18 protein-coding genes and 1 pseudogene are annotated in these 26,589 nt (G+C 63.8%); 11 read left to right on the forward strand and 8 right to left on the reverse strand.

Annotation, left to right across the window (positions count from 1 at the left end; genetic code table 11):
- Positions 1–6: 6 nt before the first annotated feature.
- A pseudogene (locus tag EXZ48_RS35955) lies at positions 7–885 on the reverse strand (prolyl oligopeptidase family serine peptidase); the annotation flags it as partial.
- 179 nt (positions 886–1,064) lie between these two features.
- Between EXZ48_RS35955 and EXZ48_RS25665 the strand changes: the two are divergent.
- Together EXZ48_RS25665 and EXZ48_RS25670 are read left to right on the forward strand one after the other, a co-directional pair.
- Positions 1,065–6,548 carry a glutamate synthase-related protein gene (locus tag EXZ48_RS25665; RefSeq protein WP_130519279.1) on the forward strand — a complete coding sequence of 1,828 codons (5,484 nt, stop codon included), beginning with the start codon at positions 1,065–1,067 and terminating at the stop codon, positions 6,546–6,548.
- 10 nt (positions 6,549–6,558) lie between these two features.
- Complete coding sequence (locus EXZ48_RS25670; protein WP_130519281.1) at positions 6,559–8,307, forward strand: sulfite reductase subunit alpha; 1,749 nt, start codon at positions 6,559–6,561, stop codon at positions 8,305–8,307.
- Positions 8,308–8,546: 239 nt separating this feature from the next.
- Here EXZ48_RS25670 and EXZ48_RS25675 read toward each other — a convergent pair whose 3' ends face one another.
- The 3 genes from EXZ48_RS25675 to EXZ48_RS25685 form a co-directional block, all read right to left on the reverse strand.
- On the reverse strand, positions 8,547–11,336 hold the full coding sequence (locus EXZ48_RS25675; protein ID WP_130519283.1) for a bifunctional aconitate hydratase 2/2-methylisocitrate dehydratase: 2,790 nt from the start codon (positions 11,334–11,336) through the stop codon (positions 8,547–8,549).
- A 537-nt stretch (positions 11,337–11,873) separates the two neighbouring features.
- The gene (locus EXZ48_RS25680) at positions 11,874–12,539 is read right to left on the reverse strand and encodes a DUF2161 domain-containing phosphodiesterase (RefSeq protein WP_130519286.1); all 666 of its coding nucleotides are present in this window, start codon (positions 12,537–12,539) and stop codon (positions 11,874–11,876) included.
- 135 nt (positions 12,540–12,674) lie between these two features.
- Positions 12,675–13,445, reverse strand: a complete 771-nt coding sequence (locus tag EXZ48_RS25685; RefSeq protein ID WP_130519288.1) for an ABC transporter permease — start codon at positions 13,443–13,445, stop codon at positions 12,675–12,677.
- A gap of 112 nt (positions 13,446–13,557) precedes the next feature.
- Between EXZ48_RS25685 and EXZ48_RS25690 the strand changes: the two genes are divergently transcribed.
- Together EXZ48_RS25690 and EXZ48_RS25695 are read left to right on the forward strand one after the other, a co-directional pair.
- Positions 13,558–15,654, forward strand: a complete 2,097-nt coding sequence (locus EXZ48_RS25690; RefSeq protein ID WP_130519290.1) for a 4Fe-4S binding protein — start codon at positions 13,558–13,560, stop codon at positions 15,652–15,654.
- The gene (locus EXZ48_RS25695; RefSeq protein WP_130519292.1) at positions 15,651–16,529 is read left to right on the forward strand and encodes an FAD:protein FMN transferase; all 879 of its coding nucleotides are present in this window, start codon (positions 15,651–15,653) and stop codon (positions 16,527–16,529) included. The genes EXZ48_RS25690 and EXZ48_RS25695 overlap by 4 nt, the downstream gene beginning before the upstream one ends.
- 3 nt (positions 16,530–16,532) lie before the next feature.
- On the opposite strand, the gene EXZ48_RS25700 is transcribed toward EXZ48_RS25695, so the two are convergent.
- Together EXZ48_RS25700 and pedF are read right to left on the reverse strand one after the other, a co-directional pair.
- Positions 16,533–17,429: an ABC transporter substrate-binding protein gene (locus EXZ48_RS25700; RefSeq protein WP_130519294.1), complete on the reverse strand. Its 897-nt coding sequence runs from the start codon at positions 17,427–17,429 to the stop codon at positions 16,533–16,535.
- Positions 17,430–17,434: 5 nt separating this feature from the next.
- Positions 17,435–18,121: a cytochrome c-550 PedF gene (gene pedF, locus EXZ48_RS25705; RefSeq protein WP_023513585.1), complete on the reverse strand. Its 687-nt coding sequence runs from the start codon at positions 18,119–18,121 to the stop codon at positions 17,435–17,437.
- Between the two features lie 150 nt (positions 18,122–18,271).
- Here pedF and EXZ48_RS25710 point away from each other — a divergent pair, with 150 nt between their 5' ends.
- Genes EXZ48_RS25710 through EXZ48_RS25735 form a run of 6 tightly spaced genes read left to right on the forward strand, consistent with a single transcriptional unit; the run spans position 18,272 to position 23,028 of the window.
- Positions 18,272–19,459: an ABC transporter substrate-binding protein gene (locus EXZ48_RS25710; RefSeq protein WP_023513586.1), complete on the forward strand. Its 1,188-nt coding sequence runs from the start codon at positions 18,272–18,274 to the stop codon at positions 19,457–19,459.
- A gap of 1 nt (position 19,460) precedes the next feature.
- Positions 19,461–20,426, forward strand: coding sequence for a YVTN family beta-propeller repeat protein (locus tag EXZ48_RS25715; protein ID WP_024270717.1), 966 nt, complete (start codon positions 19,461–19,463; stop codon positions 20,424–20,426).
- Positions 20,427–20,447: 21 nt separating this feature from the next.
- Positions 20,448–20,906: a hypothetical protein gene (locus EXZ48_RS25720; protein ID WP_023512726.1), complete on the forward strand. Its 459-nt coding sequence runs from the start codon at positions 20,448–20,450 to the stop codon at positions 20,904–20,906.
- 6 nt (positions 20,907–20,912) lie between these two features.
- Positions 20,913–21,626 carry an ABC transporter ATP-binding protein gene (locus EXZ48_RS25725; RefSeq protein WP_130519296.1) on the forward strand — a complete coding sequence of 238 codons (714 nt, stop codon included), beginning with the start codon at positions 20,913–20,915 and terminating at the stop codon, positions 21,624–21,626.
- Positions 21,623–22,465 carry an ABC transporter permease gene (locus tag EXZ48_RS25730; RefSeq protein ID WP_130519299.1) on the forward strand — a complete coding sequence of 281 codons (843 nt, stop codon included), beginning with the start codon at positions 21,623–21,625 and terminating at the stop codon, positions 22,463–22,465. Before EXZ48_RS25725 ends, EXZ48_RS25730 begins: the two co-directional genes overlap by 4 nt.
- 14 nt (positions 22,466–22,479) lie before the next feature.
- Positions 22,480–23,028, forward strand: coding sequence for a tetratricopeptide repeat protein (locus EXZ48_RS25735; protein WP_130519301.1), 549 nt, complete (start codon positions 22,480–22,482; stop codon positions 23,026–23,028).
- Here the strand turns inward: EXZ48_RS25735 and EXZ48_RS25740 are convergent.
- A complete protein-coding gene (locus EXZ48_RS25740; protein ID WP_130519303.1) occupies positions 22,968–23,648 on the reverse strand; it encodes an ABC transporter ATP-binding protein in 681 nt (226 codons plus the stop codon). The genes EXZ48_RS25735 and EXZ48_RS25740 overlap by 61 nt on opposite strands.
- Positions 23,620–24,594 carry an ABC transporter substrate-binding protein gene (locus tag EXZ48_RS25745; RefSeq protein ID WP_130519305.1) on the reverse strand — a complete coding sequence of 325 codons (975 nt, stop codon included), beginning with the start codon at positions 24,592–24,594 and terminating at the stop codon, positions 23,620–23,622. Before EXZ48_RS25745 ends, EXZ48_RS25740 begins: the two co-directional genes overlap by 29 nt.
- 203 nt (positions 24,595–24,797) lie before the next feature.
- On the opposite strand from EXZ48_RS25745, the gene EXZ48_RS25750 reads away from it, so the two are divergent.
- The gene (locus tag EXZ48_RS25750) at positions 24,798–26,564 is read left to right on the forward strand and encodes a PQQ-dependent methanol/ethanol family dehydrogenase (RefSeq protein ID WP_130519307.1); all 1,767 of its coding nucleotides are present in this window, start codon (positions 24,798–24,800) and stop codon (positions 26,562–26,564) included.
- Positions 26,565–26,589: the final 25 nt, after the last annotated feature.

The raw sequence follows: 26,589 nt of genomic DNA on the forward strand, positions 1-26,589 counted from the left end.
GGCACCGCCATGGCCGCCGCATTCCATCAGTGTCTCAAGGAGGAAAGGAGAGGTGCCCGTCGAACGGGTGCGCAGGCGCGCGATCCATTTTGCCGCCTCCCAGTAGGGAACCCGTCCGTCCGAAATGCCGGTCGTCGCCAGAACGGGCGGATAGGGTTTTGCACCAATGGTCTCGTAAGGCGCATAAGCAGCGATGACGGCATGGTCCGCTGGGACGTTTGTCGGGTCACCCCATTCGGCGCACTCGGGTTGGGTGAGCGGCAACGTATAGTCGCTCTGGCTGTTGAGAACATCGACGAAGGGAACTTCCGCTATGACACCGCCAAACAACCCCGGAGCCAAGTCGACTGCCGCCCCAACCAAGAGCCCGCCCGCAGAAGCGCCTTGGGCCACAATGCGGCCTGCAGCGGTGTATCCTTCCTGAACAAGGCCGTTCGCACAGGCAGCGAAATCGGAGAAGCTGTTCGGTTTCGAACGCCCCCTGCCCGCCTCATGCCAGCCTCGCCCGTTTTCCCCACCGCCGCGCACATGCGCGATGGCATAGACCCAGCCGCGATCGACAAGGGACAGGACTGCCGGATCAAAGGATGGTTCGCAGCAATGGCCGTACGCGCCGTAGCCGTAGAGCAGCAGCGGCGCGGACCCGTTGCAAGGCGTCGCGCGCAACTTGAGGAGGGAAATCGGCACACGGACGCCATCCGAGGCCTCGGCATAGGATATCAACGTGTCGTAGCGACTTGCTTCAAAACCGGCGCCCGGCTGCTCCCACAGTTGCTCGACGCTCGCCGTTGCCGGGTCATGGGCGTTCAGCCGCGCCGTTGCTGCTCTGTGGCAAATCGGAGGCTGGCTTGTCGGCACCGCTATCAGCGGATTGGATTCTATCATGAGAGCGCTGCCCGAACTCGAAAAGGGAGCGGCGCAAGTTTGCGCCAAACTCGGCTCTCATTTGATCAGAAAATTACGCATTGTTCACACCATGCGAATTTTTCGAACAAAAACTTGACTCGATAACTCCTGTTAATATAGGTCAGCATGACTGACGCATCTTGACAGGAGGACGCACGTTGGATCATCGCGAAGAAACCTTCGGCCTTTACGATCACGCTCATGAGAAGAGCAGCTGCGGCGTTGGTTTCATCACGCGAAAAGACGGCAAACAGACACATGACGTCCTGAAAAAAGGCCACGAAGCGCTCTGCGCCGTGCCCCATCGCGGCGGCATGTCGGCGGAGGGCGTCGGCGACGGCGCGGGAGTTTCGGTCGATATCTCGCTTGGCTTCTTTCGCAAGCTGACCGGCCGGGACGATCTTGAGGCACGCCGATTCGGCGTCGGCAATTTCTTCCTGCCGAACGATCCGGCCTTCCGGCTGGAGGCCGAAAACATCATCGAGGGCGCGCTTGCCAAACAGGGTCTCTCCCTGCTTCTGACGCGCGACGTGCCTGTCGATGACAGTGCCATCCGCCCGGCGGCGATCCGCCACCAGCTCCCGATCCGTCAATGGGTCTTTGCGTGTCACGACGAAAAGGCGAGCCAGGCGGAGTTCGATGTCCGCATCCACAAGGCGCTGCTGGCGATCGAGGCGCGCGCCTATACCGAGCCGCAGCTTGCCGGGCTCTATCCGCTCTCGCTGAGCGCTAGGACGCAGGTGCTGAAGGGGCGACTCAACTCCAACGAAGTCATGCCCTATTTCCGCGACCTCGTGGACCCGGATCACACCGTCAACACCATGTATTTCCACACGCGGTTTTCCACAAACACCGACCCGCATCCCTCCATGGCCCAGCCTTTCCGGCTGATGGCGCATAACGGCGAACTCAACACCGACCGCAAGAACCGGCTCTCCGAGGCCGCAATCGCGCTCGCCAAAAACGCCTCGATCATCCGCCCGAAGGGCCAGTCGGATAGCTGCCGTCTCGACCAGACGCTTCAGACGCGTGTCTTGGAAGACGGCCTCGATCTCGTCACCGCCGTCGTCTCGATGATGCCGCCGGCCTGGGAGAACGACGACACGCTGTCATCAGATGTCGTGGCAATGCTCGAATATTTCTCGCTCTACGAGGAGAAGAATGACGGCCCCGCCGCGCTGATCTTCGGCGACGGTGACATGATCGGCGCACGGCTCGATCGTCTGGGGCTGCGGCCGCTGCGCACCGTCGAGACCGCCGACTATCTCTGCGTCATGTCGGAAGCCGGCCAGATCGCCTTTCCGCCGGAAAGCGTGCTGCGCCGCGGCCGCATCGAAGCTGGCGGCATGCTCTGCTACGACCACACGGAAAAGCGCGCCTTCGGCACGAACGAGGCGCTGGAAATGCTCGCCGCCCGGCGCCCCTATCGCGACCTCCTCCGCGAGGCGCGCGTCAATCTCGCCGACCTGCCGGAAATCCCGGCCGAAGCGCAGGGCTCTCCGCTACGCTACAACGGCGACCTCGAACGCCACCAGCGCTACGTCGCCTACTCCTTCAACCAGGAAAGCTTCAAGTTCCTGATGGATCCGATGCTGGCGACCGGAGCGGAAAAGATCTCCGCCATGGGCTATGGCAACGCCATCAACGCCCTCTCCGACCAGGAGGGCGGCGTCGCGAAGTATTTCTCGCAACGCTTCGCCCAGGTGACGAACCCGCCGCTCGATTCGATCCGCGAGGCCGATGGCATGACCTTGCGCGTGGCGCTCGGCGCCAAGCCGAATATCGGCGCGAAGGCGGCGCGCCAGATCGTCGTGCCCTCGCCGATCCTCACCCATCTCGATATGCTGCGCATCCGCGAACAGGCGGAAACGCCGGTCAAGCGTTTCGAGATGCTCTATACGCCTGATCTTGAGGATGCCGAGGCCAACGAAGCCGCGTTGGAACAGGCGATCGACGCCCTCTGCACCGCCATTGCAGGTTTTGCGCGGGAAGAGGGTGGCATCGCCGTCGTCACCGACCGGCATGTCGCCCGCGCCCGCGCCGCCTTGCCGATGATCCTCGTCATCTCCGCCGTCAACCAGAAGCTCATCGAGGAGGGCCTTCGTCTCCGGCTGTCGCTGGTGGTCGAGAGCGGGCAGATCGCATCCTCGCACCATGTCGCGGCCGTGCTCGGCTTCGGCGCTTCGGCGGTCTATCCGCTCGGCGTGCAGTTCCGCGCCGAGGAAAAGTTCGGCGGAGAGGCCGACAAGGCCTTCAAGCGCTTTGCCAAGGCGGCCGAAAAGTCGTTGATGAAGACCATGGGCAAGGTCGGCCTATGCACCGCCGAAAGTTATATCGGCGGCGAGTTCTTCGAGCCGAACTTCCTCGACACCAACGACCGCGTGCTCAAGCGCTACTTCCCGAACGTTAAGACGCCCGTCGGCGGCGTGAATTTCAAGGTGATCGCCGCTGCCGTCGCCGACTGGCATGCCAAGGCGCTGACGGTGCAGCGCGAGGACGACATTCCCCTGCTCGGCCTCTTCAAGGAGCGTGCGGAAGGCGCCGGCCACTCCTTCGGCACCGCCGCCGTGCGCGGCTTCATCAACATGACGGAGGAGAAGATCGGTTTCGAGAGGCCGGAGGAGGACGATCCATTCCTGCGCCTTCTGACGCTCAACCGGCTCGACGACGCCTTCGGCCTCGATGACGCCGCCTATCGCAACAACGGTTTTGAGAAACTGACGCCCGAAGCGATCGACCGCTTCGCCATCACCCCTGGCTACCGCGCCTTCATCCGCCAGATGACGGATGAGCGCGCGCGTCGCCCCGCCGCGCTGCGCGACGTCCTCGCGCTGCCGGCCGACGTCACCTACCTCTCCTCCGCCGAAGATTTTCGCAAGGAGATGGGCCGCTTCTTACGCAAGGGCAACAACAGTTTTTTGGTGCGCGGCCTTGCGTGTGAAACCTTCGGCGAGGACGCGTTCCGCCTCACCCTCACCAGCGGCGAACTGGCGCGGCTGGCGGCGCTCGGCCAGTCGCTCGTCATGCGCTTCAGCGGCGATATCCTCGGCCACTGGCTGGAGGGCGGCGCATTGATGGTGCAGGCGGCCGGCGAGGCGCTGGACTATCTCTCGCTGATCCGCACGGCGCCGCAGAGCATTCCGCTCGAAACCGTGCAGGCGGCGAGCGAGATCACCCCGCTGCTTGCCTCCGGGGCGATGAGCCACGGCGCGCTTGTCGCGAACGCCCATGAGGCGGTCGCGCACGGCACCAACATGGTCGGCGGCATGTCGAATTCCGGCGAGGGCGGCGAACATATCTCGCGCTACGGCACCATCCGCGCCTCGCGCATCAAGCAGTTCGCCTCCGGCCGCTTCGGCATCTGGGCCGGTTATCTCGCCGATCCCATGCTGGAGGAGCTGGAGATCAAGATCGGCCAGGGCGCAAAACCCGGCGAAGGCGGCCAGTTGCCCGCCCAGAAAGTGACGGTCGAGATCGCCGCGGCCCGCGGCGGCACGCCCGGCGTCGAGCTCGTCTCCCCGCCGCCGCACCACGACACCTACTCGATCGAGGATCTTGCCCAGCTCATCCACGACTGCAAGGCCGCGCGCGTACGCGTCATCGTCAAGCTGGTCTCCTCGGAGGGCATCGGCACCATCGCCGTCGGCGTCGCCAAGGCGGGTGCCGATGTCATCAACGTCGCCGGCAACACCGGCGGCACGGGGGCCGCCGCCGTCACCAGCCTAAAATACACCGGCCGCGCCGCCGAAATCGGCATCGCCGAAGTGCATCAGGCGCTCTGCGCCAACGGCCTGCGCCAGAAGGTGCTGCTGCGCTGCTCCGGCGCGCACCAGACGGCGAGCGACGTCGTCAAGTCGGCGCTGCTCGGCGGCGACAGTTTCGAGTTCGGCACGACCGCGCTGATGATGCTGAAATGCGTCATGGCAAAGAACTGCAACATCAAGTGCCCCGCCGGCCTCACCACCAATCCGGAGGTCTTCGACGGCGATCCGCGGGCGCTGGCGCAATATCTCCTCAACATCGCCCATGAAACGCGGGAAATCCTCGCCGCGCTCGGCCTCTCCTCGCTGCGCGAAGCGCGCGGCCGCAGCGATCTGCTGCACCTTCTCGATCATCCCACGAGCGTCGGGCAGCTTGACCTGCGCGCCATGCTCGCCGTCGTCGCGGAGGTGACGATCGCCGACCCCGTCTACATGGAAAAGGATTTCGCCGTCGACGACGGTTTCATCGAGCTTGTGCGCTCCGCCCTCATCGAGGGCCGGCGTGTCGACGTGGAGCTTGGCGGCAATCGCCCTCTCAACAATTGCAACAAGACGGTCGGCGGCCAGCTCGCCGTCGATATCGAGCGCCTGCTCAACTACGACCTGACGGAGGAACAGATGCACGCCCTTCCCTCCGTCCGTCAGGACGACCGCGGCCGCCGCTTCCTCGACGCCGGCAGTGTACGCATATCCACCTCGGGCTCGGCCGGCCAGTCTTTCGGCGCCTTCTGCAACGATGGCATGGCGCTGACCCATACCGGCACCTGCAATGACGGCGTCGGCAAAAGCGCCAATGGCGGCGTCATCGCCGTGCGCTCGCCGGGCGGCGGCTCTGACGAGGCGGGCGGCAATGTGCTGGTCGGCAATTTCGCGCTCTTCGGCGCGACGGGCGGGCGGCTCTTCGTCGAAGGCCAGGCCGGCGACCGTTTTGCCGTGCGCAATTCCGGCGCGACGGCCGTGGTCGAAGGCGTCGGCGATTTCTGCTGCGAATACATGACGAACGGCGCGGTGCTGAACCTCGGCACCTTCGGCAAAGGGTTCGGCAACGGCATGAGTGGCGGCTTCGTCTACCAGTACGATCCCTATGGCGACCTGCCGAAGAAGATGAGCCACGATTCCATCCTGCTCGGCGCGATCGGCGACGAGGGCGACGCGATGGCGGTCGTCCATGCGGATACCGTGCGCCTGCTGCTCGAATGGCATCTCGCGGCGACCGACTCGAAAAAGGCGCAATGGCTTCTCGAAAACTGGGAGAGCGAGAAGCACAATTTCGTCTACGGCCTGCCGCGCGCTTTGCTGCTCTACCAAGATAGCGACGCCATCCTGAAGGCGAAGAGCCGCAAGGATCTTGTCGAGGAACTCTCGACGGCACTTGCCGGCCATCAGGTGCGCAAGTTCAAGCTCGCCTATCGTGACCGCAAGGCGGTCCTCAACGGCAATGTGCCCGGCTACGGCGAGACCGATACGGAAGGCATGTTCGTCCTCCTCAACAACTACACGGTGCTCAGCATGGCGCAATCGATCGCCCTTGCCCGCGTGCCTGGCGCGCGCGGGCCGTCCGATCCCGCGGTGGAGAAGGCCGTGCGCAACCTCTTGCTGACGGAAGATTTCTCCCTGATGCAGAAACTCGCCCGCTACGCGCGCGACGCGGTCGCCGACCACGACGACGAGGCGCTGGCCGTGATGGTCGCAGCAAAACGCCTCGACGACTACCGGCAGGCACTGAAAGGCCGCAACACGCGCGCCATCGACAGCCCCGGCACCTACGGCTGGATCCTCCACCAGTCCGCCCGCAACATCGAGCGCATCGGCCGCATCCCCAGCTTCGAGGAGCTGTTCGCGCGCCAGGCGATTTCCGGCTTCGCGCCGGCAAGACAGTGAGGCAAAGACGATGAAAATCCCCTACATCCCCGAAGATGCTCCCTTCAACACCGACCAGCGGGCCTGGCTCTCCGGCTTCCTCGCGGGCCTGCATTCCCGCCTCGCCATTGAAACACCCGCCGTCGCTGCTGCGGCCACGCCCACCAAGGCCGCCAGCCTCCACATCCTCTATGGCACCCAGACGGGCAACGCCGAGCGCGTCGCGATGGAAGCGGCGGCGAGTGCCCGATCGCTGGGTCTTGCTCCTGAAGTCGCTGGCCTCGACGAAATCACCATGGATGAGCTCGCCGCCATGGAGCGGCTGATCGTCGTCACCTCCACCTATGGCGAAGGCGAGATGCCCGACAATGCGCAGCTCTTCTGGGAGGCGATTTCCGCCTCCACCGCGCCACGTCTGGAAAACCTGCGCTTCGGTGTCCTCGCCTTGGGCGATACCGGCTATGACGGATTCTGCCAGGCCGGCAAACTCATCGACATGCGCCTCGAACAGCTCGGCGCGACCCGCATCCTCGCCCGGCAGGACTGCGATATCGATTACGAGGACCCGGCGGCCTCCTGGGTCGGGCAAGCCCTGCCGCTCGCCGCAGAAAATGCCGGCGGCGGCGCCCTCTCCGGCGCGCCGGTCACCGCCGCAGTCCCGAAGGTGGCCGGCTGGAGCCGCAAGAACCCCTACCCGTCCCGTCTCGCCGTCAACCGCCGCCTTTCCGGCAGCGCCTCGGCCAAGGAAATCCGCCACTACGAATTCGATCTCGGCGATAGCGGGCTGGAGTATGAAGCCGGCGATGCGCTCGGCGTGATCCCGGTCAACGATCCCGCTCTCGTCTCGCTTCTCCTCGCGCATCTCGGGGCCGATCCGCAAACGCCGGCCGGCGAAACCAGCCTTGAAACCGCACTGACGCAAAAATTCGAGATATCCACCCCCTCGCGCGACCTGATCGCCGAGGTGGAGCGCCGCGCCGGCAACGAGGAACTGACCCATGTGCTGCGCAACGGTGACAAGGAAGCACTGGACGCCTTCCTCTGGGGTAAGGATATCTGCGATCTTCTGGCGCTGGCTCCGCCATCAGCCTTCCCGGCTACGGATATCGTTACCCTGCTGAAGCCACTCCAGCACCGCGCCTATTCCATTTCCTCCAGCCCGCATGCCGCCGCCGGCAGCGTGCACCTCACCATCGCCAGCGTGCGCTATCACGCCGATGGCCGCGACCGCGGTGGCGTGTGCTCGACCTTCCTCGCCGACCGCGTGGCCGAAGGCTCAAACGCCGGCATCTTCGTCTCGCAGAACAAATCCTTCCGCCTGCCCGCCGACAATGACGCGCCCGTCATCATGGTCGGCCCGGGCACCGGTGTCGCCCCCTTCCGCGCCTTCCTTCAGGAGCGCCGCGCCCGGGGCGCGAAGGGCCGCAACTGGCTGTTCTTCGGCGACCAGCACCGCGACAGCGATTTCATCTACGCCGACGAACTGTCCGAGATGAGCCGCGACGGGCTCTTGACGCGCCTCGACCTCGCCTTTTCCCGCGACCAGCAGGAAAAGATCTATGTGCAGACCCGCATGCGCGAAAACGGCAAGGCGCTCTTCGCCTGGCTGGAGGAGGGCGCCGCCTTCTATGTCTGCGGCGATGCCAGCCGCATGGCGCGCGACGTCGATACGGCGCTGATCGAAATCATCGCCACCCATGGCAGTCTCCCGGACGACCGCGCCGCCGATTATGTGGCCCGGCTGAAGCGGGAAAAAAGGTACCTGCGCGATGTCTATTGACGATATCGTCAGGCTGGCAGGGGAAGGATAGCACCGCGGTGGTTTCAAACACCTGCCGCGTATAGAGCCAGCCTGCCACCTTCCATCCAGTTCACGCTGTAGATGGAAGGACGACATTCTCTATCTGGTAGCGGCGGCGGATGAGCTTGCGCTCGACCGCGTGCTCTGCCGGCGGGCATACCCGCCGGCCTTCACGTTATCGGCATCAGGTTTCCGATGCCATCCTCTAGCGGAAACCCTCAGTACTGGACCGAACGGGGATCGATCGGAGCCGCTTTCGGCGGCGCGAACTTCGTCAGATCGATCCCTTCGACCGCAGCCTTGTACTCTTCCGCACTTGGCGTCCGGCCCAGGATCGCCGAAAGCACGACCACCGGGGTCGAGGCGAGCAGCGACTCACCCTTCTTTTCGGCAGTGTCTTCCACCACGCGGCCCTGGAACAGACGGGTCGAGGTTGCCAGAACGGTGTCGCCCTTCTCGGCCTTCTCCTGGTTGCCCATGCAGAGGTTACAACCCGGGCGCTCGAGGTAGAGGATGTTTTCGTATTCGGTCCGGTTGCTGGTCTTCGGCTGCAGATCATCGAACTCGAAGCCCGAATACTTCTGCAGGATTTCCCAATCCCCTTCGGCCTTCAGTTCGTCGATGATGTTGTAAGTCGGCGCGGCCACCACGAGCGGGGCCTTGAACTCGACCTTACCTTCGGCCTTCTCGATGTTCTTCAGCATCTGAGCCACGATCTTCACGTCGCCCTTGTGTACCATGCAGGAGCCCACGAAGCCGAGATCGACCTTCTTGTTGCCGCCGTAGTACGAAACCGGACGGATCGTATCATGGGTGTAGCGCTTCGAAACATCGGCGTTGTTCACGTCCGGGTCGGCGATCATCGGCTCATCGATCACGTCCAGATCCACGACGACTTCCGCGAAGTACTTCGCATTGTCATCCGGCGCAAGCGCTGGCTTTTCGCCCGAGCGAATCTCGGCAATGCGTGCATCCGCCTTGGCAATCAGGCCCTTCAGCGTGCCTGCAGTATTTTCCATGCCCTTGTCGATCATGATCTGGATGCGCGACTTGGCGATTTCCAGCGACTCGATCAGCGTCTCGTCCTGCGAAATGCAGATCGAGGCCTTGGCCTTCATCTCGGCCGTCCAGTCGGTGAAGGTGAAGGCCTGGTCGGCGAGCAGCGTGCCGATATGGACTTCGATGATGCGGCCCTGGAAGACGTTATCACCGCATTGCTTGAGCATCTGTGCCTGGGTCGCATGCACCACGTCACGGAAGTCCATGTGCGGCTGCATCGTGCCCTTGAAGGTCACCTTGACCGATTGTGGGATCGGCATGGTCGCCTCGCCGGTGGCCAGGGCAAGTGCCACGGTGCCGGAGTCCGCGCCAAAGGCCACGCCCTTGGACATGCGGGTGTGGCTGTCGCCGCCGATGATGATCGCCCAGTCGTCCACGGTGATGTCGTTCAGCACCTTGTGGATGACGTCCGTCATCGCGTGATAGACACCCTTCGGGTCCCGCGCGGTGATCAGGCCGAAATTGTTCATGAAGGACATGAGCTTCGGAATGTTCGCCTGTGCCTTCTTGTCCCAGACGGACGCCGTATGGCAGCCCGACTGATAGGCGCCGTCCACGAGCGGCGAGATGACGGTCGCCGCCATCGCCTCGAGCTCCTGCGCGGTCATCAGACCGGTGGTGTCCTGCGACCCGACAATGTTCACCTTCACGCGAACGTCGGATCCTGCATGCAGGACCTTGCCCGGCGTCACACCGACGGCATTGCGGTTGAAGATCTTCTCGACCGCGGTCAGGCCCTGACCCTCGACGGTGATTTCCTTGTTCGGGGCAAAGACCGGGGTCTGCTCCACACCGAGGGTCTGGGCAGCAAATGTCTGGAGCTTCTTGCCGAAGACGATAGCATAGGAGCTGCCGGCCTTCATGAACTCCATCTTCTGCGGTGTGAAAGCAGCAGCGACATCGACCAGTTCCGCGCCGTCCTCGCCACGGAGCTTCTTGTTCTTCACGTCGATCTTCAGGACCGTGCCAGTCTCGACCGAGAACTTCTGCTCAAGGACCGGGTTACCGTCGTTGTTGAGGATCGGCTTGCCGTCTTCACCGGTCTTCTTGGTCCAGTTCTTCAGGTTAATGCCGATACCGCCGGTCACGTCGACCGTGGTCGCGAAGATCGGCGAAATGCCGTTGGTGCCCGCGACGACCGGTGCGAAGTTGACGAAGGGCACATAGGGGCTGGCCTGCTTGCCGGTCCAGAGCGCCACGTTGTTGACGCCCGACATGCGCGACGAACCGACGCCCATCGTGCCCTTCTCGGCAATCATCATCACGCGCTTGTCCGGGTGCTGCTTCTGCAGCGCGACGATTTCCTGCTGCGCTTCGGGCGTAATCATGCATTGGCCGTGCAGCTGACGGTCCGAACGCGAATGCGCCTGGTTGCCGGGCGACAGAAGGTCGGTCGAGATATCGCCTTCGGCGGCGATGAAGGTCACGACCTTGATCTCGTCCTCAACATCCGGGAGCTTGGTGAAGAACTCGGCCTTGGCATAGCTTTCGAGAATGCCCTTCGCGACCGCATTGCCAGCCTTGAAGGCGTCTCGCAGACGGAACATGTCGGCGTCGTAGAGGAAGACCTGCGTCTTCAGCACCTCACCGGCCTGCCCGGAAATTGCAGCATCCTCGCCAAGCGCGATGTCGAGCAGCACTTCGACCGAGGGCCCGCCCTTCATGTGCGACAGGAGTTCGAGGGCGAACTCGGGGGTGATCTCCGGGACGACAGTTTCGCCGAGGATGATCTTCTTGAGGAAAGCAGCCTTGACCCCGGCAGCACTCGTCGTGCCCGGCAGCGTATTGTAGATGAAGAAGTTTAGGGCGTCCTTGCGATGCTCGCTACCGGCATCTTCAATCAATGCAATGATTTCGCCGACAAGCGCGCCATCATCAATCGGCTTGGGAGCGAGCCCTTGCGTTTCTCTGCTTTTGATCTCGGCCAGATAGTCCAGGTACAGGTTCATCGCAATCCCAACGTCTAGAGGTACACGGCTGCTGAAAGGCAGCGCCACCGAACCGCATGTTCGCCGGCCCAGCTTCTTATGCGCCACGAGTAGGTCAACCAACGCCGGCTGGCAAGATGCCGTATTTTAGTAAAAAAGTGGTGCTTTCAATTCATGTTTATCTGAATAAAGATGCTCGTAGCGAGCGTGCCGAATGGAAAGACCGTTTTACCCCACCCGGCTGTTCTCATCAGACAACTGGCGACGCATTGCCTCAGCTAACGCGGTTCGCTCAGCACCTTCTCAAAACCATGTGTCAAACATTCCAATAGCAGATGACGCGATCTGGCTATGATCACCTCTCCGGGCTAAAGATCGAAAGGCGGACGACAGGTTGTCGTCATCCTCAGCGTGCAACAGAACCCGTGCCTCGGCTATCATGGCTTTTGGTACGAACGTCATTTCAAGCATAGCGCGCAATTTGATGAGGGTCGTGGTGCGTGAAGCCGCCGTTCCGTTTTCTATGTAGCGATCATTGAAACGCGATAACCGTCGCCGTTAAGGCGACAAGGTGTCCGGCTGCGGCCACCGCTGCAGCGCGTCTCGCCCGGTATCCGTCAGGCCATAGACGCCCCTGTCGAGGCGCTCGAACCAGCCGTAGACATTGGAAAGCAGGATTTTACCGGCGTCCGGCACATTGGCGCGCACAGCGCGTACGGGCAGCGGCCCACCGGCAAGCGCCGCGGCGCAGCCGAGCGCCTGCTGGCGGTAGGCTGTCATGACCGGTGCACGGGTGCTGCCGCCGCGGGCCGGATCGCCGCGCCGCTTCTGGTGCTCCCGCATCAGCCGCGACCGGCGCTTCGGATTGGTTCGCGGCATGGGGGATATGGAACCGACGATGACGCTGACGTCATCGGCATCGGAAACGCCGAGCATGCCGATGCCGAGCCGGCGGCAGAGGTCGCGGTAGCGCTTGTCGGATTCCCGCCCCCTGCCCCTCGCCGAGACCCTTGCGGCGATCCAGACCTCGTCCGAGACGGCAGCCCGGTCTACGGCCTGGAGGATGAGCTCCAGGTTGAAGGTCAGCTTCAGCTCGCAGATCACGATGACGGGCGGATCGTCGTTGCTCAGCCCGACGAGATCGCAGCCGCCGATTTCCCCCTTGACGACATAGCCGGCCTTTTCGAGGAAGTCTTTGACGGGCAGATAGAGTGAGGTTTCCATAGGCCTGCGGAGCGGTGACGAAGCGGAGAATCGCCCAGCAGGCTACATTGAACCGCCGGGATGGGACACCCCGTCTCCTACGCACCGCACGATATGTCTACCCCTCTTCCCGATGGAGTGACCGTCGCTCGCTTTCTATCGGTTTTTCCAATGAGCTGCACGGGCTTCCCAGCGCTGGATGATCCCGTGTTCGACGACCAGCATGACGGCGACGAATGCGAGGGAATAGACCAGCACATGGGTGGTCTCGAACTGCTGGAAATAGAGGTGGATGCGAAAGCCTATGCCATTCGACCGGCCGAGGAATTCGACGACGAGAACAATCTTCCAGATCACGGCGATGCCGTTGCGCGCGGCGACCGCGAGCCAGGGTGCAAGCTGCGGCAGCACAAGATGGCGAAGGCGCTCGCGACCGGACAGGCGGGCGACGGCGGCAAGGTCCTCCAGCGCCGGATCGAAGGTACGCACGCCCTGCCGCACGGTGATCATCACCATGGCCGTCTTGTTGAGGGTCACCGCGACGATAGCTGCCAGTTCGTTGAGCCCGATCCAGAGATAGCAAAGCACGATCAGCACGAGCGCCGGCAGGTTCATGAAGATCGTGACCCAGGGGTCGGCCCAGCGGTTGAGGGCCCGATAGCGTCCGAGAAGGAAGCCGAGCAGGCTGCCGGCCGCCATGGCGAGCGTGAAGGAAACGACAACGCGCAGCAGCGTTGCAAAAAGCTCGCGCGGCAGGCGCCCTGCGATGGTTTCCGACCAGAAGACCCGCGCCACGTCGACAGGCCCCGGCAAGACCGTCGGGTCGGCCTTCAGGCCGGCAAGCGCCGCCCAGAACAGGCCAAAGAGGCCGAGGGATAGAAAGAAGACGCCAACCGACGGGCGGTCTTCGGCATGGATCTGCGTCATCGGAAATCTCCCACCCCGACTATAGCCGCCGAACCATGCCGCCGATCCGCGACCTTGGTCGTATGGCGGCCTTCCGACAGGTGCATAGAAATCGGGACGGGAGGATCCGGCGATGGAAAGAGGCTTGGCGCGATGCGGCCTGCTGCTGAGCATTTTTATCCTCGGCCTTCTTCTGTGTGGCCGGAACGCGCCGGCGGCCGTGCTCGACCACCAGGCGCTAGCCGGCATGATCGTGCCACCCTATGCGCTGGGAGAGCCGATCAACGACAAGGGCGTCTGGACGCTGCTCAACTCCGGTGGGGCGGAGGCCGGCTACGTCTTCGAGACGGGGCCGCTCGCACCGCTGCCCGGCTTTTCAGGCGCGCCGATCAACATGCTTGTGACAATCGACCGGGATGGCCGCTTTCTTGACATCAGGCTCCTTTCGCACAACGAGCCCATCTTCGTTTCCGGCCTGGGAGAGGCGCCCTTGCGCGCCTTTCTCGAACAGTATCGCGGGCATTCGATCCGCGAGCCGCTGGTCGTCGGCACACCCTATGGCGAGGCCGGCAATGGCTCCGATCTCGTCTATCTCGACGGCGTAACCAAGGCGACGGCGTCGGTGCGCATCGCCCATGAATCGATCCTCGCCGCAACGCTCGACGTGGTGCGCGAGAAGATGCAGGGCGTGGTGAGCGGCCCGCCGGTACACCCCGATCCGGCAGTCGACGAGGTGCTTGACTGGCCGACGCTGGTCGAGCGCGGCCTCGTCCGGAACCTCACGGTTACCAACGCTGCGCTCGATGCGGCGTTCGGCAAGACGATCTGGGCGCATGACGACCCGGAGGCAGCAGCGGATCCAGAGGGGCTTTTCCTTGATCTCTGGGCGGTCGACATCGGTCCGCCGGCCATCGCGCGCGCTGTGCTGGATGATGAAAGCCTTGCCGACCTCCAGCGCCTTGCGCGCATCTCTCCCGATGACGAGCCCATCCTCCTCATCGAAGCTGGGCGCCATGGCCTCGTGTCGCCGGATTTCGTGCGCAACACGGCACCGGACCGCCTGGCGGCAGAGCAGGACGGCCTGCCCGTCGCGCTGCGCGATGCCGACCTTGCGGTAGAGACACGGACGGGCGTGCCGCTGGGCACGACGATGCTTCTGCGTATCGACCGTCGCCTTGGCTTCGACCCGACGCGGGACTGGACGCTCTCCGCACAGGCCGTGCGCATGCATGGCATGCTGAAGCCGGAGGTCGGCTCCGTCCATTTCCCGCTCGTCCTCAGGGCTGACCCCGCCTTCTTCAGCCGTCCGGTGGTTGCGGCTGCGTTGGCGCCATGGCAGGCGGCACTGGCCGATCGGAAATGGGATCTCGCCGCGCTCGGCGTGCTTCTGACAGGGCTGCTGGCGGCGGTCGGCCCCGGCATGCATCGTCTCGCTCAACCCGCCACGCTGCGTCCGGCACGGCTCGCCCTCCTGGCGCTTGTCGTCGTGTTCGTCGGCTGGTGGGGGCAAGGCCAGCTTTCGATCGTCACGCCGCTCGCCGTGCTGCGGACGGCGGTCGATGGCGGCAGTCTCACCGTGTTGCTCTACGATCCCTTCTCGCTGCTGATCTGGGGGGCTGCCATTCTTGGTTTCGTGCTGTGGGGGCGCGGCCTTTTCTGCGGCTGGCTCTGCCCCTTCGGTGCCATGCAGGAATTCGCCCACCATGTTGGCAGGCTGCTGCGGCTGCCGCAGTGGAACCCCTCCCCTGTCTGGGACAGCCGGTTGAAGGCCGGCGCGTGGCTTGCGCTTGCCGGCCTCCTCGCGGTCGCGGTGCTCGCGCCGGAAAAGGCTGAGACGGCCGCCGAGATCGAACCCTTCAAGACGGCAATCACCACCTTGTTCCAACGTGAATGGTACTATGTCGCCTATGCCGGATTCTGGCTGCTGCTTGCCATGGTCACCTTCAAAGGCTTCTGCCGTTATGTCTGTCCGCTGGGGGCGCTCATGGCCATCGGTGGCCTGCTGCGGCTGCGCCGATGGATTCCCCGCCGTGCAGAATGCGGTTCGCCCTGCCAGCTTTGCCGCGTACGCTGCCCCTATGGCGCCATCCGCAAGACAGGCGAGATCGCCTATTCGCAATGTTTCCAATGCCTCGACTGCGTCTCGATCCACGATGACGGCGCGCAATGCGTGCCGCTCGTGCTGGCCCGCCGGAAGAGTGCACCAAGCCCGCGGGCGGCACGGGCATGAACCGACGCCGCTTTCTCCTGATAACCGCCGCGGTGGCCGCCTTTCCCGGCGCCGCCCGCGCCGGGTTCACGCGCTGGCAGGCAGACATGCTCGGCGGCACGGTGCGCGTCGATCTGCGGGGCCCGCGTGATCTTGCGCAGGATGTCGCCACCCGGATCGGCGCGGCAATCGCGGAGGTGGAGGCTGCAGCAAGCCTCTTCAATTCCGATTCCGCCCTCAGCCGCTTAAATGCCGCAGGACGGCTCGACGATCCGCCCCCTATCCTTCTCGACCTGATGCGCCTTTCCGGGGAGATGCATGCGATGACGGACGGACGTTTCGATCCGACGGTCCAGCCACTTTGGCGTGCTCTGGCGGAAGGGCGCGACCCCGCGCCCGCGCACGCCGCGATCGGCCTGGCACGGGTACAGGTCGGCCCGCCGATCCGGCTCGACAAGGGACAGGCATTGACCTTCAACGGTATCGCGCAGGGCTATGCCGCCGACCAGGTGCGTGGATTGCTGCAGGAGGCAGGCTATCGCGATGCGCTCGTCGATATGGGGGAGTTCGCGGCACTCGGTGGGCCGTTCCACATTTCCATCGAAGATCCAGCCCTCGGCGGAATCGCCACCCGCCGCCTTTCGGGCAATGCCGTTGCCACGTCAAGCCCGACGGCGATGCGGATCGGGGGCGGCTTCCATATCCTCGGCCCACGTGGTGAAACGCCGGGCTGGTCGACAGTTTCGGTGGAGGCAGAGAACGCCGCACTGGCCGATGGCTTCTCAACGGCCTTTTGCCTGATGCCCCGCGAGGCGATACGCGCCGCGCTCCACCGCTGCCCTGCGGTGACGCGGGTAACGGCAGTGGATTTCGCCGGCGATGTTTCGACGTTCTGAACCTTAGCGCGTGGGCGGGGTGAAGGTCAGGCCGTGGGCCGCAAAGATACGCGCGATCTCACCGTCGGCGAGCGCCGCCGCGATAGCTTCGTCGACGGCATAGGCGAGGTCCTTGTGCTGGAAGTTGATGCCGATGCCGACCGTCCAGCTTCCCCGGGCAAAGCCGACAAGCGGTGGGGCGTGCACCGTCAACCCGCTTTCCGGATGGCGCACGAGCCCGGCTTCCAGCTCCGCACGCGGACCCATCGCAGCCTTGGTTACGCCCTCCGCCAGCCCATCCATTGCCGCAGCCACCGACCGGTACCGATGGATCTTGTCGACGGGGCCAATCAGGGAAGTGAGGTAGAAATCGGCGATGGAATCGTTCTCGACGGCAACCGGATCGAAGCGGAAGAAGGGCGGCGTCGGCCCTTTCTCCGCATAGTCAGCCGCACGATAGGCGATCGCGATGCTTTCCGTGGCATATTGTCCGGTGAAGGTAACCTGCTCGATACGGCAGACGAGGGCACTGTCATAGGGCACATGCAGCATCACGTCGCTGACGCGGCCGCCGACGGTCGCGCCCTTCCAGACATAGTTCAGGAGGTCCGCCTCCAGGTTTTCCCCGGCGGCAACGAGGCGGAATTTCGCCTCGACACCAAGGCCCTTGGCGATCAGCCGCCCGATCTCGACGTCGACACCGACTGCTTTGCCCTTTTCCTCATAGGACCAAGGCGCATAGTCCGCATAGACGGCGAATTCTATCCAGCCTTCTTCAAGAATCCGGTCGAAATCGCGACCGACATCCTGCGCGAAAGTGTTATGCGGTTTGGGTTGAGGCTTGTAGTCCTCGCAACGCGCAAAAGCGCCGCCCGGGAGGGCAACGCCGAGGACAAGGGCCAGAAGAGCACGGCGGAGCATGTGCGTTACTGCGTGGCGGAAAGGCCGACCGTCAGCACTTCCGCCGCCTTCTTCCAGCTTTCCGGCGTTTCGGAAAGAATGCGTGCTGCCTCGTAGGTCACGCTGTCGGCCACGGGAGCGCCGGACGCGGTCTTTACTTCGGACGCGATCGTCTCCAGTTCCTTCCTGAGCGCTGCCGTATCAGCCACCTTGCCGCTGCCCAGTTCGTCGCGGATCTCATGCAGGCGCTGGGCATGGTTGTCGAGCGCCCCATCCTCTGGCCGGGTTTCCACATAGGTGCGGATCGCCCAGGCTGCTTTCTGGCCAAGAATGTCGCCGAAAGCCGGCATCTTCGTCGTGCCGTCCTGGGTGTAGCCGTGGCGGAAGCGTTCCATGAACCACTCGTCGCCGGCTTCCTCGGCCTCAAGGAAGCGCAGGTCCGGCGCAAGCCCGCCCGAAACCGCGCCGAGGCCATGACAGCGTGCACAGTTCTGGTTGAAGCCCGAAGCGCCGATCTCCACCGCCTTCAGCCAGGCCTCGTGACCGATCGCCGCCTCGCGATAGGGATTCTCGGTCAGCCATTCCTCGCCCACGTCAGGCAGGGCATCCGTGTTGACCGGCTGCGGCGCCACGTCGCCATGGGCGATCACGATGCTCGTCGTCGCCAAGAGGATGAAAGCAGCGATCCCGCCGCGAATGATATTGGCCGACATGCGGTCCTCCCTCGCATTTCTTACTGCCATTTTTCTACGGTAAGCCCCGGCCGCGGCGATATGCGACCTAGGTCGCCCCGCCCCATGGCACCAAGGTCGTATTTCGGGGTTCATGCGCTGCCGCCATGCTCGCCTTCAGGAGGATGAGACATGCCGGTACGCTTCATGCTGCGCCGCGAGGGGCTTTGCCTTGCGGCCGCGTTCGTCTTTTGCGCTTCGTCGGCTGCAGCCACGATCGCCATACCGATGACCTATCTTCGGCAGGAGGTGGCGGCACCGCCGGTGCTCTCCAATCTCGACCCCATCCCGGAGGATCGTGGCATTGCGGGCGCGCAGGTTGCTCTGACCGATACGAAGACGACCGGCAGCTTCATGGGTCACGACTACAGCCTCTCCGTCATCTCTGTGGAACCCGGCGGCGATTTTCTCGACGCGGCTCGCAAGGCACTTTCGGCCTCCAAAATCCTGTTCCTCGATGCCACGCCGGAAGGCATTCTTGCAGTCGCGGACTTGCCGGAGGCCCGGAACGCCCTTCTCTTCAACGTCGCCTCGGGCGAACGGCGACTGCGCGATGTCGAGTGCCGCCCCAACCTGCTGCATACCATGACCGAAGATGCCATGCGTAGCGACGCCCTTATGCAGGTGCTGAAAGCCCGCCGGTGGACACGGACGGTGATGATCGCCGGCCCGAAACCGGAGGATCGCGCCTTCGCCGAGACCCTGCGCGCCTCGGCGCAAAAATTCGGCGTCGAAATCCTCGCCTCGAAGGAGTGGTCCTTCGATACGGACCTGCGTCGCGCTGCCGGGCAGGAAATTCCGCTCTTCACCCAGGATTTTCCCGATCACGACGTGCTTTTGATCGCCGACGAGGCAGATGATTTTGCCCGCTATGTCGCTGACAACACCTGGCTGCCCCGTCCCGTCGCAGGCTCGGACGGACTTCGCGGCGAAGGCTGGGCACCGGTGCTCGAGCAATGGGCGGCCGTGCAGTTGCAGAACCGGTTCGAGAAGGCTGCCGGGCGCGAGATGGGCTCCCGCGACTACGCGGCCTGGACGGCGCTGCGCAGCATCGGCGAAGCGGTGACACGCACCAACACCGCGGATCCCGCGGTGATCCGCGGCTTCATCCTCTCGGACAAATTCGCCCTCGACGGCTTCAAGGGCCGCAGCCTCAGTTATCGCGCCTGGAACGGGCAACTCCGCCAACCCATGGCGGTCGTCAATGCCCGCGCCTTGGTCGAGTTGACACCGCTCGACGGCTATCTGCACCAGACCAACGAAATGGACACGCTGGGCCTCGACCGGCCCGAAAGCGCCTGCACTGCCTTTGGAGGATGAAATGAGATTTCCGGTCCTGTTGATCGCCCCGCTTCTGGTCGCTGCCCCGCTCCAGGCTCTGGCCGGCGAGATTTGGGTGACGAATGAGAAGGACGATACGATCTCCGTAATCGACACGGCGACCCTCGAGGTCGTGCGTACTATCAAGACCGGTGAGCGACCCCGCGGCATCACGTTCAATTCCGACCACAGCCGCGTCTACATTTGTGCGTCCGACAGCGACACGGTCCAGGTGATGGATCCGGCAACCGGCGAGATCCTGCATGACCTTCCCTCCGGGGAGGATCCCGAGCAATTCGTTCTCGCGCCGGACGACAGGCATCTGTGGATCGCCAATGAGGACGACGCGGTGACGACCGTCGTCGATGTCGAGACGCGCAAGGTCGTAGGCCAGATCAATGTCGGCATCGAGCCCGAGGGCATGGCTGTCTCACCGGACGGCAAGATCGTCATCACCACCTCGGAAACGACGAATATGGCCCATTGGATCGACACGGAGAAGAAGGCGATCTTCGCCAACACACTGGTGGATTCCCGCCCGCGTCATGCCGAATTCGCCAGGGAAGGTGCGGAACTGTGGGTCTCCTCGGAGATTGGCGGAACGATTACCGTTTTCGATGTCGCCACACAGGCGGAAAAGGCGAAGATCCGCTTCGAGATCACGGGTGTCAACGCCGACCTCATCCAGCCCGTCGGCTTCGAGTTCACGCCCGATGGCAAGACGGCGTTCGTCGCGCTCGGACCGTCCAATCACGTGGCGGTGATCGATGCCGATACGTTTGTGGTCCAGAAATACGTGCTTGTCGGCCGTCGTGTCTGGCACCTCGCGTTTTCGCCCGACCACACGCAGCTCTTCACCACCAACGGTGTTTCAGGGGACGTCACCGTGGTCGATGTCGCCACGCTGGAACCCGTGAAATCCATCAAGGTCGGCCGTTTCCCCTGGGGTGCGGCGACCCGTCCATGACTTTTTGAGAGGGAGGATAAGATGAAGAAAGCAATTCTGGCCGCAATCATACTCGCCGCCATACCCTTCGCCGCGCAGGCGGATGACGAAGACGACGCCAAACCCGAGGCGGGCCTGGGGCTCGCCGGCCTCTTGTCGAAATCCAACCGCCAGAGCCTGCCAAACATCACGCTCTCGGCTGGGCAGCCGGTTTCCAAGGCGCCGCTGACGCTGAAATCGGGGAAGTACTACACGGTGAAGATCGAAGCGGATGGCAGCCAGGAGCTGGCGCTGGAAGGAGCCGGGTTCTTCAGGGCAGTGTGGATCAACGAGATCGTCATTGAGGGTATCGAGATCCGTCCCCTCGGCATCGATTCCATCGAATTCGACGAGGCGGGCGAGGCGGAAATCAGCTTCGTTGCGATCAAGCCGGGCAGCTACCACCTGAAGGTTCCCGGTAGCACAGGCGACAGCCAACAGGTCGCAATCACCATAGAGTAGTCGACCATGGGCGGTTTGACGGTGGAGGGCATCAGTCATGATTGGGGCGCGCGCCGCGCGCTCGATGACGTGTCGTTTTCCGTCGAACCCGGCCGCTTTTGCGCCCTGCTCGGGCCGAACGGTGCCGGGAAGTCGACACTGTTCGGAATGCTCACGCGGCTTTTCACGCCGCGTGCCGGCCGGATCGTGATGGCGGGTTTTGACATGGCGCGCGCGCCACGCGCCGCCCTCGCCCGCATGGGCGCCGTCTTCCAGGCCTCCACGCTCGATCCGGATCTCACCGTCCGGCACAACCTCCTCTACTTCGCCGCGCTGCATGGCCTTTCGGGGCGCGAGGCGGAGATGCGCACGATTGCAGCACTTGAGCGGCTCGGCATGGCAGAGCGTGCAGGGGAGAAAGTCGCAAAACTCAACGGCGGCCACCGCAGGCGGATGGAAATCGCCCGCGCCCTCCTGCATAGGCCGCAGGTGCTGCTGCTGGATGAGCCGACGGTCGGCCTCGACGCGGCCGCACGCACTGCCATCACCGCCCACGTGCACGACCTCTCGGCGGACGGGCTGACCGTGCTTTGGGCGACCCACCTGGTGGACGAGGTGCGCAAGACCGATCGGCTTGTCATCCTCCATCGTGGCAGCGTGCTTGCCGACGGCGAGGCTGGAGAAATCGGCGGTGCGGATCTCACGGCCCGCTTCCTTGCACTGACGGGAGAACGGGCATGACGACGGAGGCTCTGGACGGAGCTGAACCGCAAACTGGCGGCGTACGGCGTTCCCGTCCCCTCACCGCGCTTCGGGCAATCCTCTATCGGGAAGCGTTGCGGTTTCTCGGCCAGCGCGGGCGGCTTGTCGCGGCGCTGGTACGACCGTTGGTCTGGCTCTTCGTCTTCGCCACCGGCTTTCGCGCGGCGCTTGGCCTTTCCATCACGCCGCCTTACCAGACCTACATCACCTACGAAATCTACATCGTACCGGGGCTGGTTGGCATGATCCTGCTGTTCAGCGGGATGCAATCGTCCCTCAGCCTCGTCTATGATCGGGAGATGGGATCGATGCGGCTTCTCCTGACCGCGCCGCTGCCACGCTGGTGGCTGCTGTTCTGCCGGTTGCTGGCCGGCAGCCTGATCGCCGTGCTGCAGGCCTATACCTTCCTCGCCATCGCCGCGCTTTACGGGATTCGCTTTCCCTTGCTGGGTTATCTTGCCGCCGCCCCAGCCATGGCGGTCGCCGCGATGATGCTCGGCGCGCTCGGTCTCCTGCTCTCCTCCTTCATCCGACAGCTGGAGAATTTCGCAGGTGTGATGAACTTCGTGATCTTTCCGATGTTCTTCCTCTCCTCGGCGCTCTATCCGCTCTGGAAGATGGCCGAAGCCTCGCCGCGCCTGCGGGACCTGTGTGCGCTCAATCCCTTTACCCATGCCGTCGAGCTGATCCGCTTTTCCCTCTACGCCAAGGGCAATCTTACGGCGCTCGCCGTCACCCTCGCCGCCTTCGCCGTGTTCGGCCTCATCGCCATCTGGGGTTACGACCCCGCCCGTGGCCTGACGGCGCGAAAGGCCTGAACTGGAGACCCACCATGCGTCTTGTCATCGTTACCGCGAGCCTGTTGTTCCTTTCTGCCAACACGACCCTGTCGCAGGCGGATGCCGGCGCCGGCGGCACGCTCAATCCGGAGGAACTGACGCTGAACCGCGTCATGAAGGATATCGCCGAGGGGCGCACCAGCATGACAATCTGCGCGACCGGCTACTACATCACCAAGTCCGGCCGGCATGAGATGGCGCGCGAACTCTTCGAGCGCTGTGCCGAGGCCGGCTGGACTGGAGCAATGACCTGGATGTCGCAGCTCGATGACAATGGCCTCGGCGGTCCTGAAAACCCCGATGCCGCTGCAGAATGGGACCGCCGTGCGGCCGAAGCCGGCGATCCTGTCGGCAAGTTCAACTATGGACTCGACCTCATGCGCGGGCGCGGCGTCGTGGAAAACAAGGCACTCGGCCGCCGCTACATCGACGAGGCGGCCGACAACGGCCTTCCGTCAGCAAGGCGCCTCAAGGGGGCCGGCTATGACCTCGACGTCGTGACGCCCGACGCCGACAACTGGAAATACGCTCCGGCTTTCTGATCCTCCTCGACAAGCCGTGCCGGCCGGCCCTCCAGGCGAAGGATACGGCCGGCAAGCCGCTGAGCCTCGGCCCGGACATGGGTGACGAGCAGCGTCGCACAGGGCCGCGCGGTAATCAGTCGCTCGAACAGGCTCATCATTTCATCGGCCAGCACCGGGTCGAGGCTGACGAACGGCTCATCCATCAGCAGGAGATCCGGTCTGGAAGCGAAGGCCCGTGCCAGCGAGAGGCGCCGCTGCTGGCCCAGTGAAAGCATGCCCGGAAAGCGCCCGCCAAGCCCTGCTAGCCCAACCTCCTCCATCCAGTGCCGTGCCTCGATTTCGCTGACACGCGCGACGATGGTGAGGTTCTGCAGAGCCGTGCGCCAGGGCAGGAGAACCGGCTCCTGGAAGACCATCGCGACGCGTTCCGTTGCTTCCAGTCGTCCTTCGAAACGCCTGTCGAGCCCGGCAACGATGCGCAGCAGCGACGTCTTGCCGGCGCCTGAGGGGCCGGTCAGCGCGACGGTTTCACCCGGCACGAGCGAAAGCGCAATCGGGCCAAGCACACGGCCCGGCCCGCCTTTCTCCAGATCGAGCCGCAGGACCGGCTCAGCTGCCGGGATGATGGAAAACGCCATCGGGCAGTTCTTTCAGGTCGCCCACGAGGTCGGCGCCGCCGAGCTCGGTCATGAGGGCAAGCATGCGGGCGGCAGCCTTTTCGTCAACGGCACCCGCCTTCGGCGTACCAGCAAGGAAGCCCGCCTTCAGCGCCTCGAATTCGGCATCGTTCGCCGCCTTCATCATCGGGCGGATACGCGCCCAGGCAGCCGGATCGGACGTCAGCTTTGTCTTGGCGGCATGTGAGGCCGCGGCGATCGCTCCACCAAGACCCGGATTGGCCTTCAACAGTTCACCGCGCACCACATAGCCGACGAGCGGTGTTTGCGGGTCGAGGCCGAGCGCCTCGGCTGCCTTATCGACGGTCATCAGCGGACGCATGCCCGCCGCCTGCATGCGGGCGCCGAAATTCCAGAAATTCAGCGCACCCTGTACTTCGCCGTCGAGCGCTGCCTTGTAGACGAGTGGTGGAGCGCCAAAGATCTGCTCGGTCGTCCCGGAAATATCGAAGCCCTCCACTTTCTGCGCATAGGCGCGCAGGATCAGCCAGCTCTTGTCGATGGGGCTTCCCGCAACACCGATCTTCTGGCCTTTGAGATCCGCAAGCGTTTTGGCCGGACTGTCGGCCGCGACCATAAGGGCGCCGACGGCGCGCGAATAGGGGATGAAGACAAGATCGCGACCGGCAGCGCGCTCGCGCGCCACCCAGAGCCAGTCGGAAACGATCATGTCCACTTCGCCGGCGACGAGCGCGATTTGCGCCGCCGGCGCACCGGCAACATCACTCACATCGAGGGCAAAGCCATTTGCCTTGTCGAAGCCGTAGTGACGGATCGTGTCGGCTTCCCAGTTCACCGTGCCCGAAAGCTGCAGCGCGGCGCGCACGACGGGCGTCTCGGCGAGTGCCGGCGTAAATGACAGGAGCGCGGCCGCAACCGCGCCGGCAAGCGATTTCAGGATCGTCATGGGCTCTCCTCCCCTTGGTCCCGAGATGCTACCCCCCTGCCCTATCGCTCGATATACGACCTATTGACGGGGGGCAAAGAGGCCGGAAACCCGCCGCAACGGGCATTTTACGACCAAGGTCCAATTCAACCCTTCCCGAACAGCACCGATGATCCCCCTCGTGGAGCCCGCGTCCTGCTGCGGGCATGGAGTGGGAGGATGCCATGAGGAAACTCGTATTGGCCGCGATTGCGGCCATCGCCTGTTCGAGCGCCGCTTATGCCGGCGTGACCGAGGACGATCTTGCCAAAGACGCCGAAACCGTCGGCGACGTCTTGACCAACGGCATGGGCCGCGGCCTGCAACGGTTTTCGCCGATGGAGACGCTGAACACCAAGAACGTCAAGAATCTCGTGCCGGCCTGGGCCTTCTCGCTTGGCGGTGAGAAGCAACGCGGCCAGGAAAGCCAGCCGATCATCTATGACGGCATGATGTACATTACCGGCTCCTACAGCCGACTCTATGCCATCGACATCAAGACAGGCAAGGAAGTCTGGCAGTATGACGCGCGCTTGCCCGAGGGTATCCTCCCCTGCTGCGACGTGGTCAACCGTGGCGCGGCGATCTTCGGTGACAACATCTATTTCGGCACGCTCGACGCGCGCATCGTCGCGCTGAACCGCAAGACAGGCGACGTGGTCTGGAACAAGAAGATTGCAGACTACAAGGAAGGCTACAGCTACACCGCCGCCCCGCTGATCGTGAACGGTCTCGTCGTGACGGGCAATTCGGGCGGTGAGTTCGGCGTCGTCGGCGAGGTGCAGGCGCGCAATGCCGAGACCGGCGAACTCGTCTGGACCCGTCCCGTCATCGAAGGGCATATGGGAACCTTCAAGGGCAAGGAAAGCACGATGACCGGGACGCTCAACGCGACCTGGCCGGGCGACCTGTGGAAGACGGGCGGGGGAGCGACCTGGCTTGGCGGTTCCTATGACGAGGACACCAAGACATTGATCTTCGGCGCGGGCAATCCGGCTCCGTGGAACAGCCATCTGCGCAATGCTGGCAAGCCTGTGGAAGGCAACAAGGGCGACAACCTTTATGCCGCCTCGCGCCTCGGTATCGACCCCGAAAACGGCGAGATCAAGTGGCACTTCCAGACGACACCCCGCGAAGGCTGGGATTTCGACGGCGTGAACGAGGTCGTTCCTTTCGTCGACAAGGACGGGAACAAGCGCTTCGCCACTGCCGACCGTAACGGCTTCTTCTACGTGCTGAACCGCAAGGACGGGAAATTCGTCGCCGCCCATCCCTTCGTGAAGAACATCACGTGGGCCAAGGGTATCGATGAGACCGGCAGGCCGATCTACAACGAGGACAACCGTCCGGGCGATGCGGCCGCGGCCGCTGACGGCGCGAAAGGCCAGCAGGTCTTTGCCGTGCCCTCGTTCCTCGGCGGCAAGAACTGGATGCCAATGGCCTACAGCCCGAAGACGGGCCTGTTCTACGTGCCTTCCAACGAATGGGGCATGGACATCTGGAATGAGCCCATCAGCTACAAGAAGGGCGCGGCTTACCTCGGTGCCGGTTTTACCATCAAACCGCTCTTCGAGGACCATATCGGCAGCCTCAAGGCAATCGACCCGAGCACCGGCGAAATCAAGTGGGAATACAAGAACAGTGCTCCGCTATGGGGTGGCGCGATGGCAACGGCCGGCGGCCTCGTGTTCTTCGGTACTCCGGAAGGCGACTTCGTCGCGCTTAACAACGAGACCGGCGAGGAATTGTGGAAATTCCAGACGGGCTCGGGCATCGTCGGCCAACCAGTGACCTGGGAGCAGGACGGCGAGCAGTATGTGTCCGTGATTTCGGGTTGGGGCGGCGCCGTTCCGCTGTGGGGCGGAGAGGTCGCGAAGAAGGTCAACTACCTCAATCAGGGCGGCACAGTCTGGACCTTCCGCCTGCCAAAACAACTGGCCTCGCTGGACTGAGATGAAGAGCCGGGCGGAAACGCCC

Origin of the sequence: Shinella sp. JR1-6 (genome assembly GCF_004284735.1) — a bacterium.
Classification (GTDB): Bacteria; Pseudomonadota; Alphaproteobacteria; order Rhizobiales; family Rhizobiaceae; genus Shinella.

What these genes read in the sequence shown, in the direction of transcription:
- EXZ48_RS25670 (WP_130519281.1), top strand. Translation starts at nt 6,559, where the DNA reads ATGAAAATCCCCTACATCCCCGAAGATGCTCCCTTCAACACCGACCAG.
- EXZ48_RS25675 (WP_130519283.1), bottom strand. Translation starts at nt 11,336, where the DNA reads ATGAACCTGTACCTGGACTATCTGGCCGAGATCAAAAGCAGAGAAACG.
- EXZ48_RS25680 (WP_130519286.1), bottom strand. Translation starts at nt 12,539, where the DNA reads ATGGAAACCTCACTCTATCTGCCCGTCAAAGACTTCCTCGAAAAGGCC.
- EXZ48_RS25685 (WP_130519288.1), bottom strand. Translation starts at nt 13,445, where the DNA reads ATGACGCAGATCCATGCCGAAGACCGCCCGTCGGTTGGCGTCTTCTTT.
- EXZ48_RS25690 (WP_130519290.1), top strand. Translation starts at nt 13,558, where the DNA reads ATGGAAAGAGGCTTGGCGCGATGCGGCCTGCTGCTGAGCATTTTTATC.
- EXZ48_RS25695 (WP_130519292.1), top strand. Translation starts at nt 15,651, where the DNA reads ATGAACCGACGCCGCTTTCTCCTGATAACCGCCGCGGTGGCCGCCTTT.
- EXZ48_RS25700 (WP_130519294.1), bottom strand. Translation starts at nt 17,429, where the DNA reads ATGCTCCGCCGTGCTCTTCTGGCCCTTGTCCTCGGCGTTGCCCTCCCG.
- pedF (WP_023513585.1), bottom strand. Translation starts at nt 18,121, where the DNA reads ATGTCGGCCAATATCATTCGCGGCGGGATCGCTGCTTTCATCCTCTTG.
- EXZ48_RS25710 (WP_023513586.1), top strand. Translation starts at nt 18,272, where the DNA reads ATGCCGGTACGCTTCATGCTGCGCCGCGAGGGGCTTTGCCTTGCGGCC.
- EXZ48_RS25715 (WP_024270717.1), top strand. Translation starts at nt 19,461, where the DNA reads ATGAGATTTCCGGTCCTGTTGATCGCCCCGCTTCTGGTCGCTGCCCCG.
- EXZ48_RS25720 (WP_023512726.1), top strand. Translation starts at nt 20,448, where the DNA reads ATGAAGAAAGCAATTCTGGCCGCAATCATACTCGCCGCCATACCCTTC.
- EXZ48_RS25725 (WP_130519296.1), top strand. Translation starts at nt 20,913, where the DNA reads ATGGGCGGTTTGACGGTGGAGGGCATCAGTCATGATTGGGGCGCGCGC.
- EXZ48_RS25730 (WP_130519299.1), top strand. Translation starts at nt 21,623, where the DNA reads ATGACGACGGAGGCTCTGGACGGAGCTGAACCGCAAACTGGCGGCGTA.
- EXZ48_RS25735 (WP_130519301.1), top strand. Translation starts at nt 22,480, where the DNA reads ATGCGTCTTGTCATCGTTACCGCGAGCCTGTTGTTCCTTTCTGCCAAC.
- EXZ48_RS25740 (WP_130519303.1), bottom strand. Translation starts at nt 23,648, where the DNA reads ATGGCGTTTTCCATCATCCCGGCAGCTGAGCCGGTCCTGCGGCTCGAT.
- EXZ48_RS25745 (WP_130519305.1), bottom strand. Translation starts at nt 24,594, where the DNA reads ATGACGATCCTGAAATCGCTTGCCGGCGCGGTTGCGGCCGCGCTCCTG.
- EXZ48_RS25750 (WP_130519307.1), top strand. Translation starts at nt 24,798, where the DNA reads ATGAGGAAACTCGTATTGGCCGCGATTGCGGCCATCGCCTGTTCGAGC.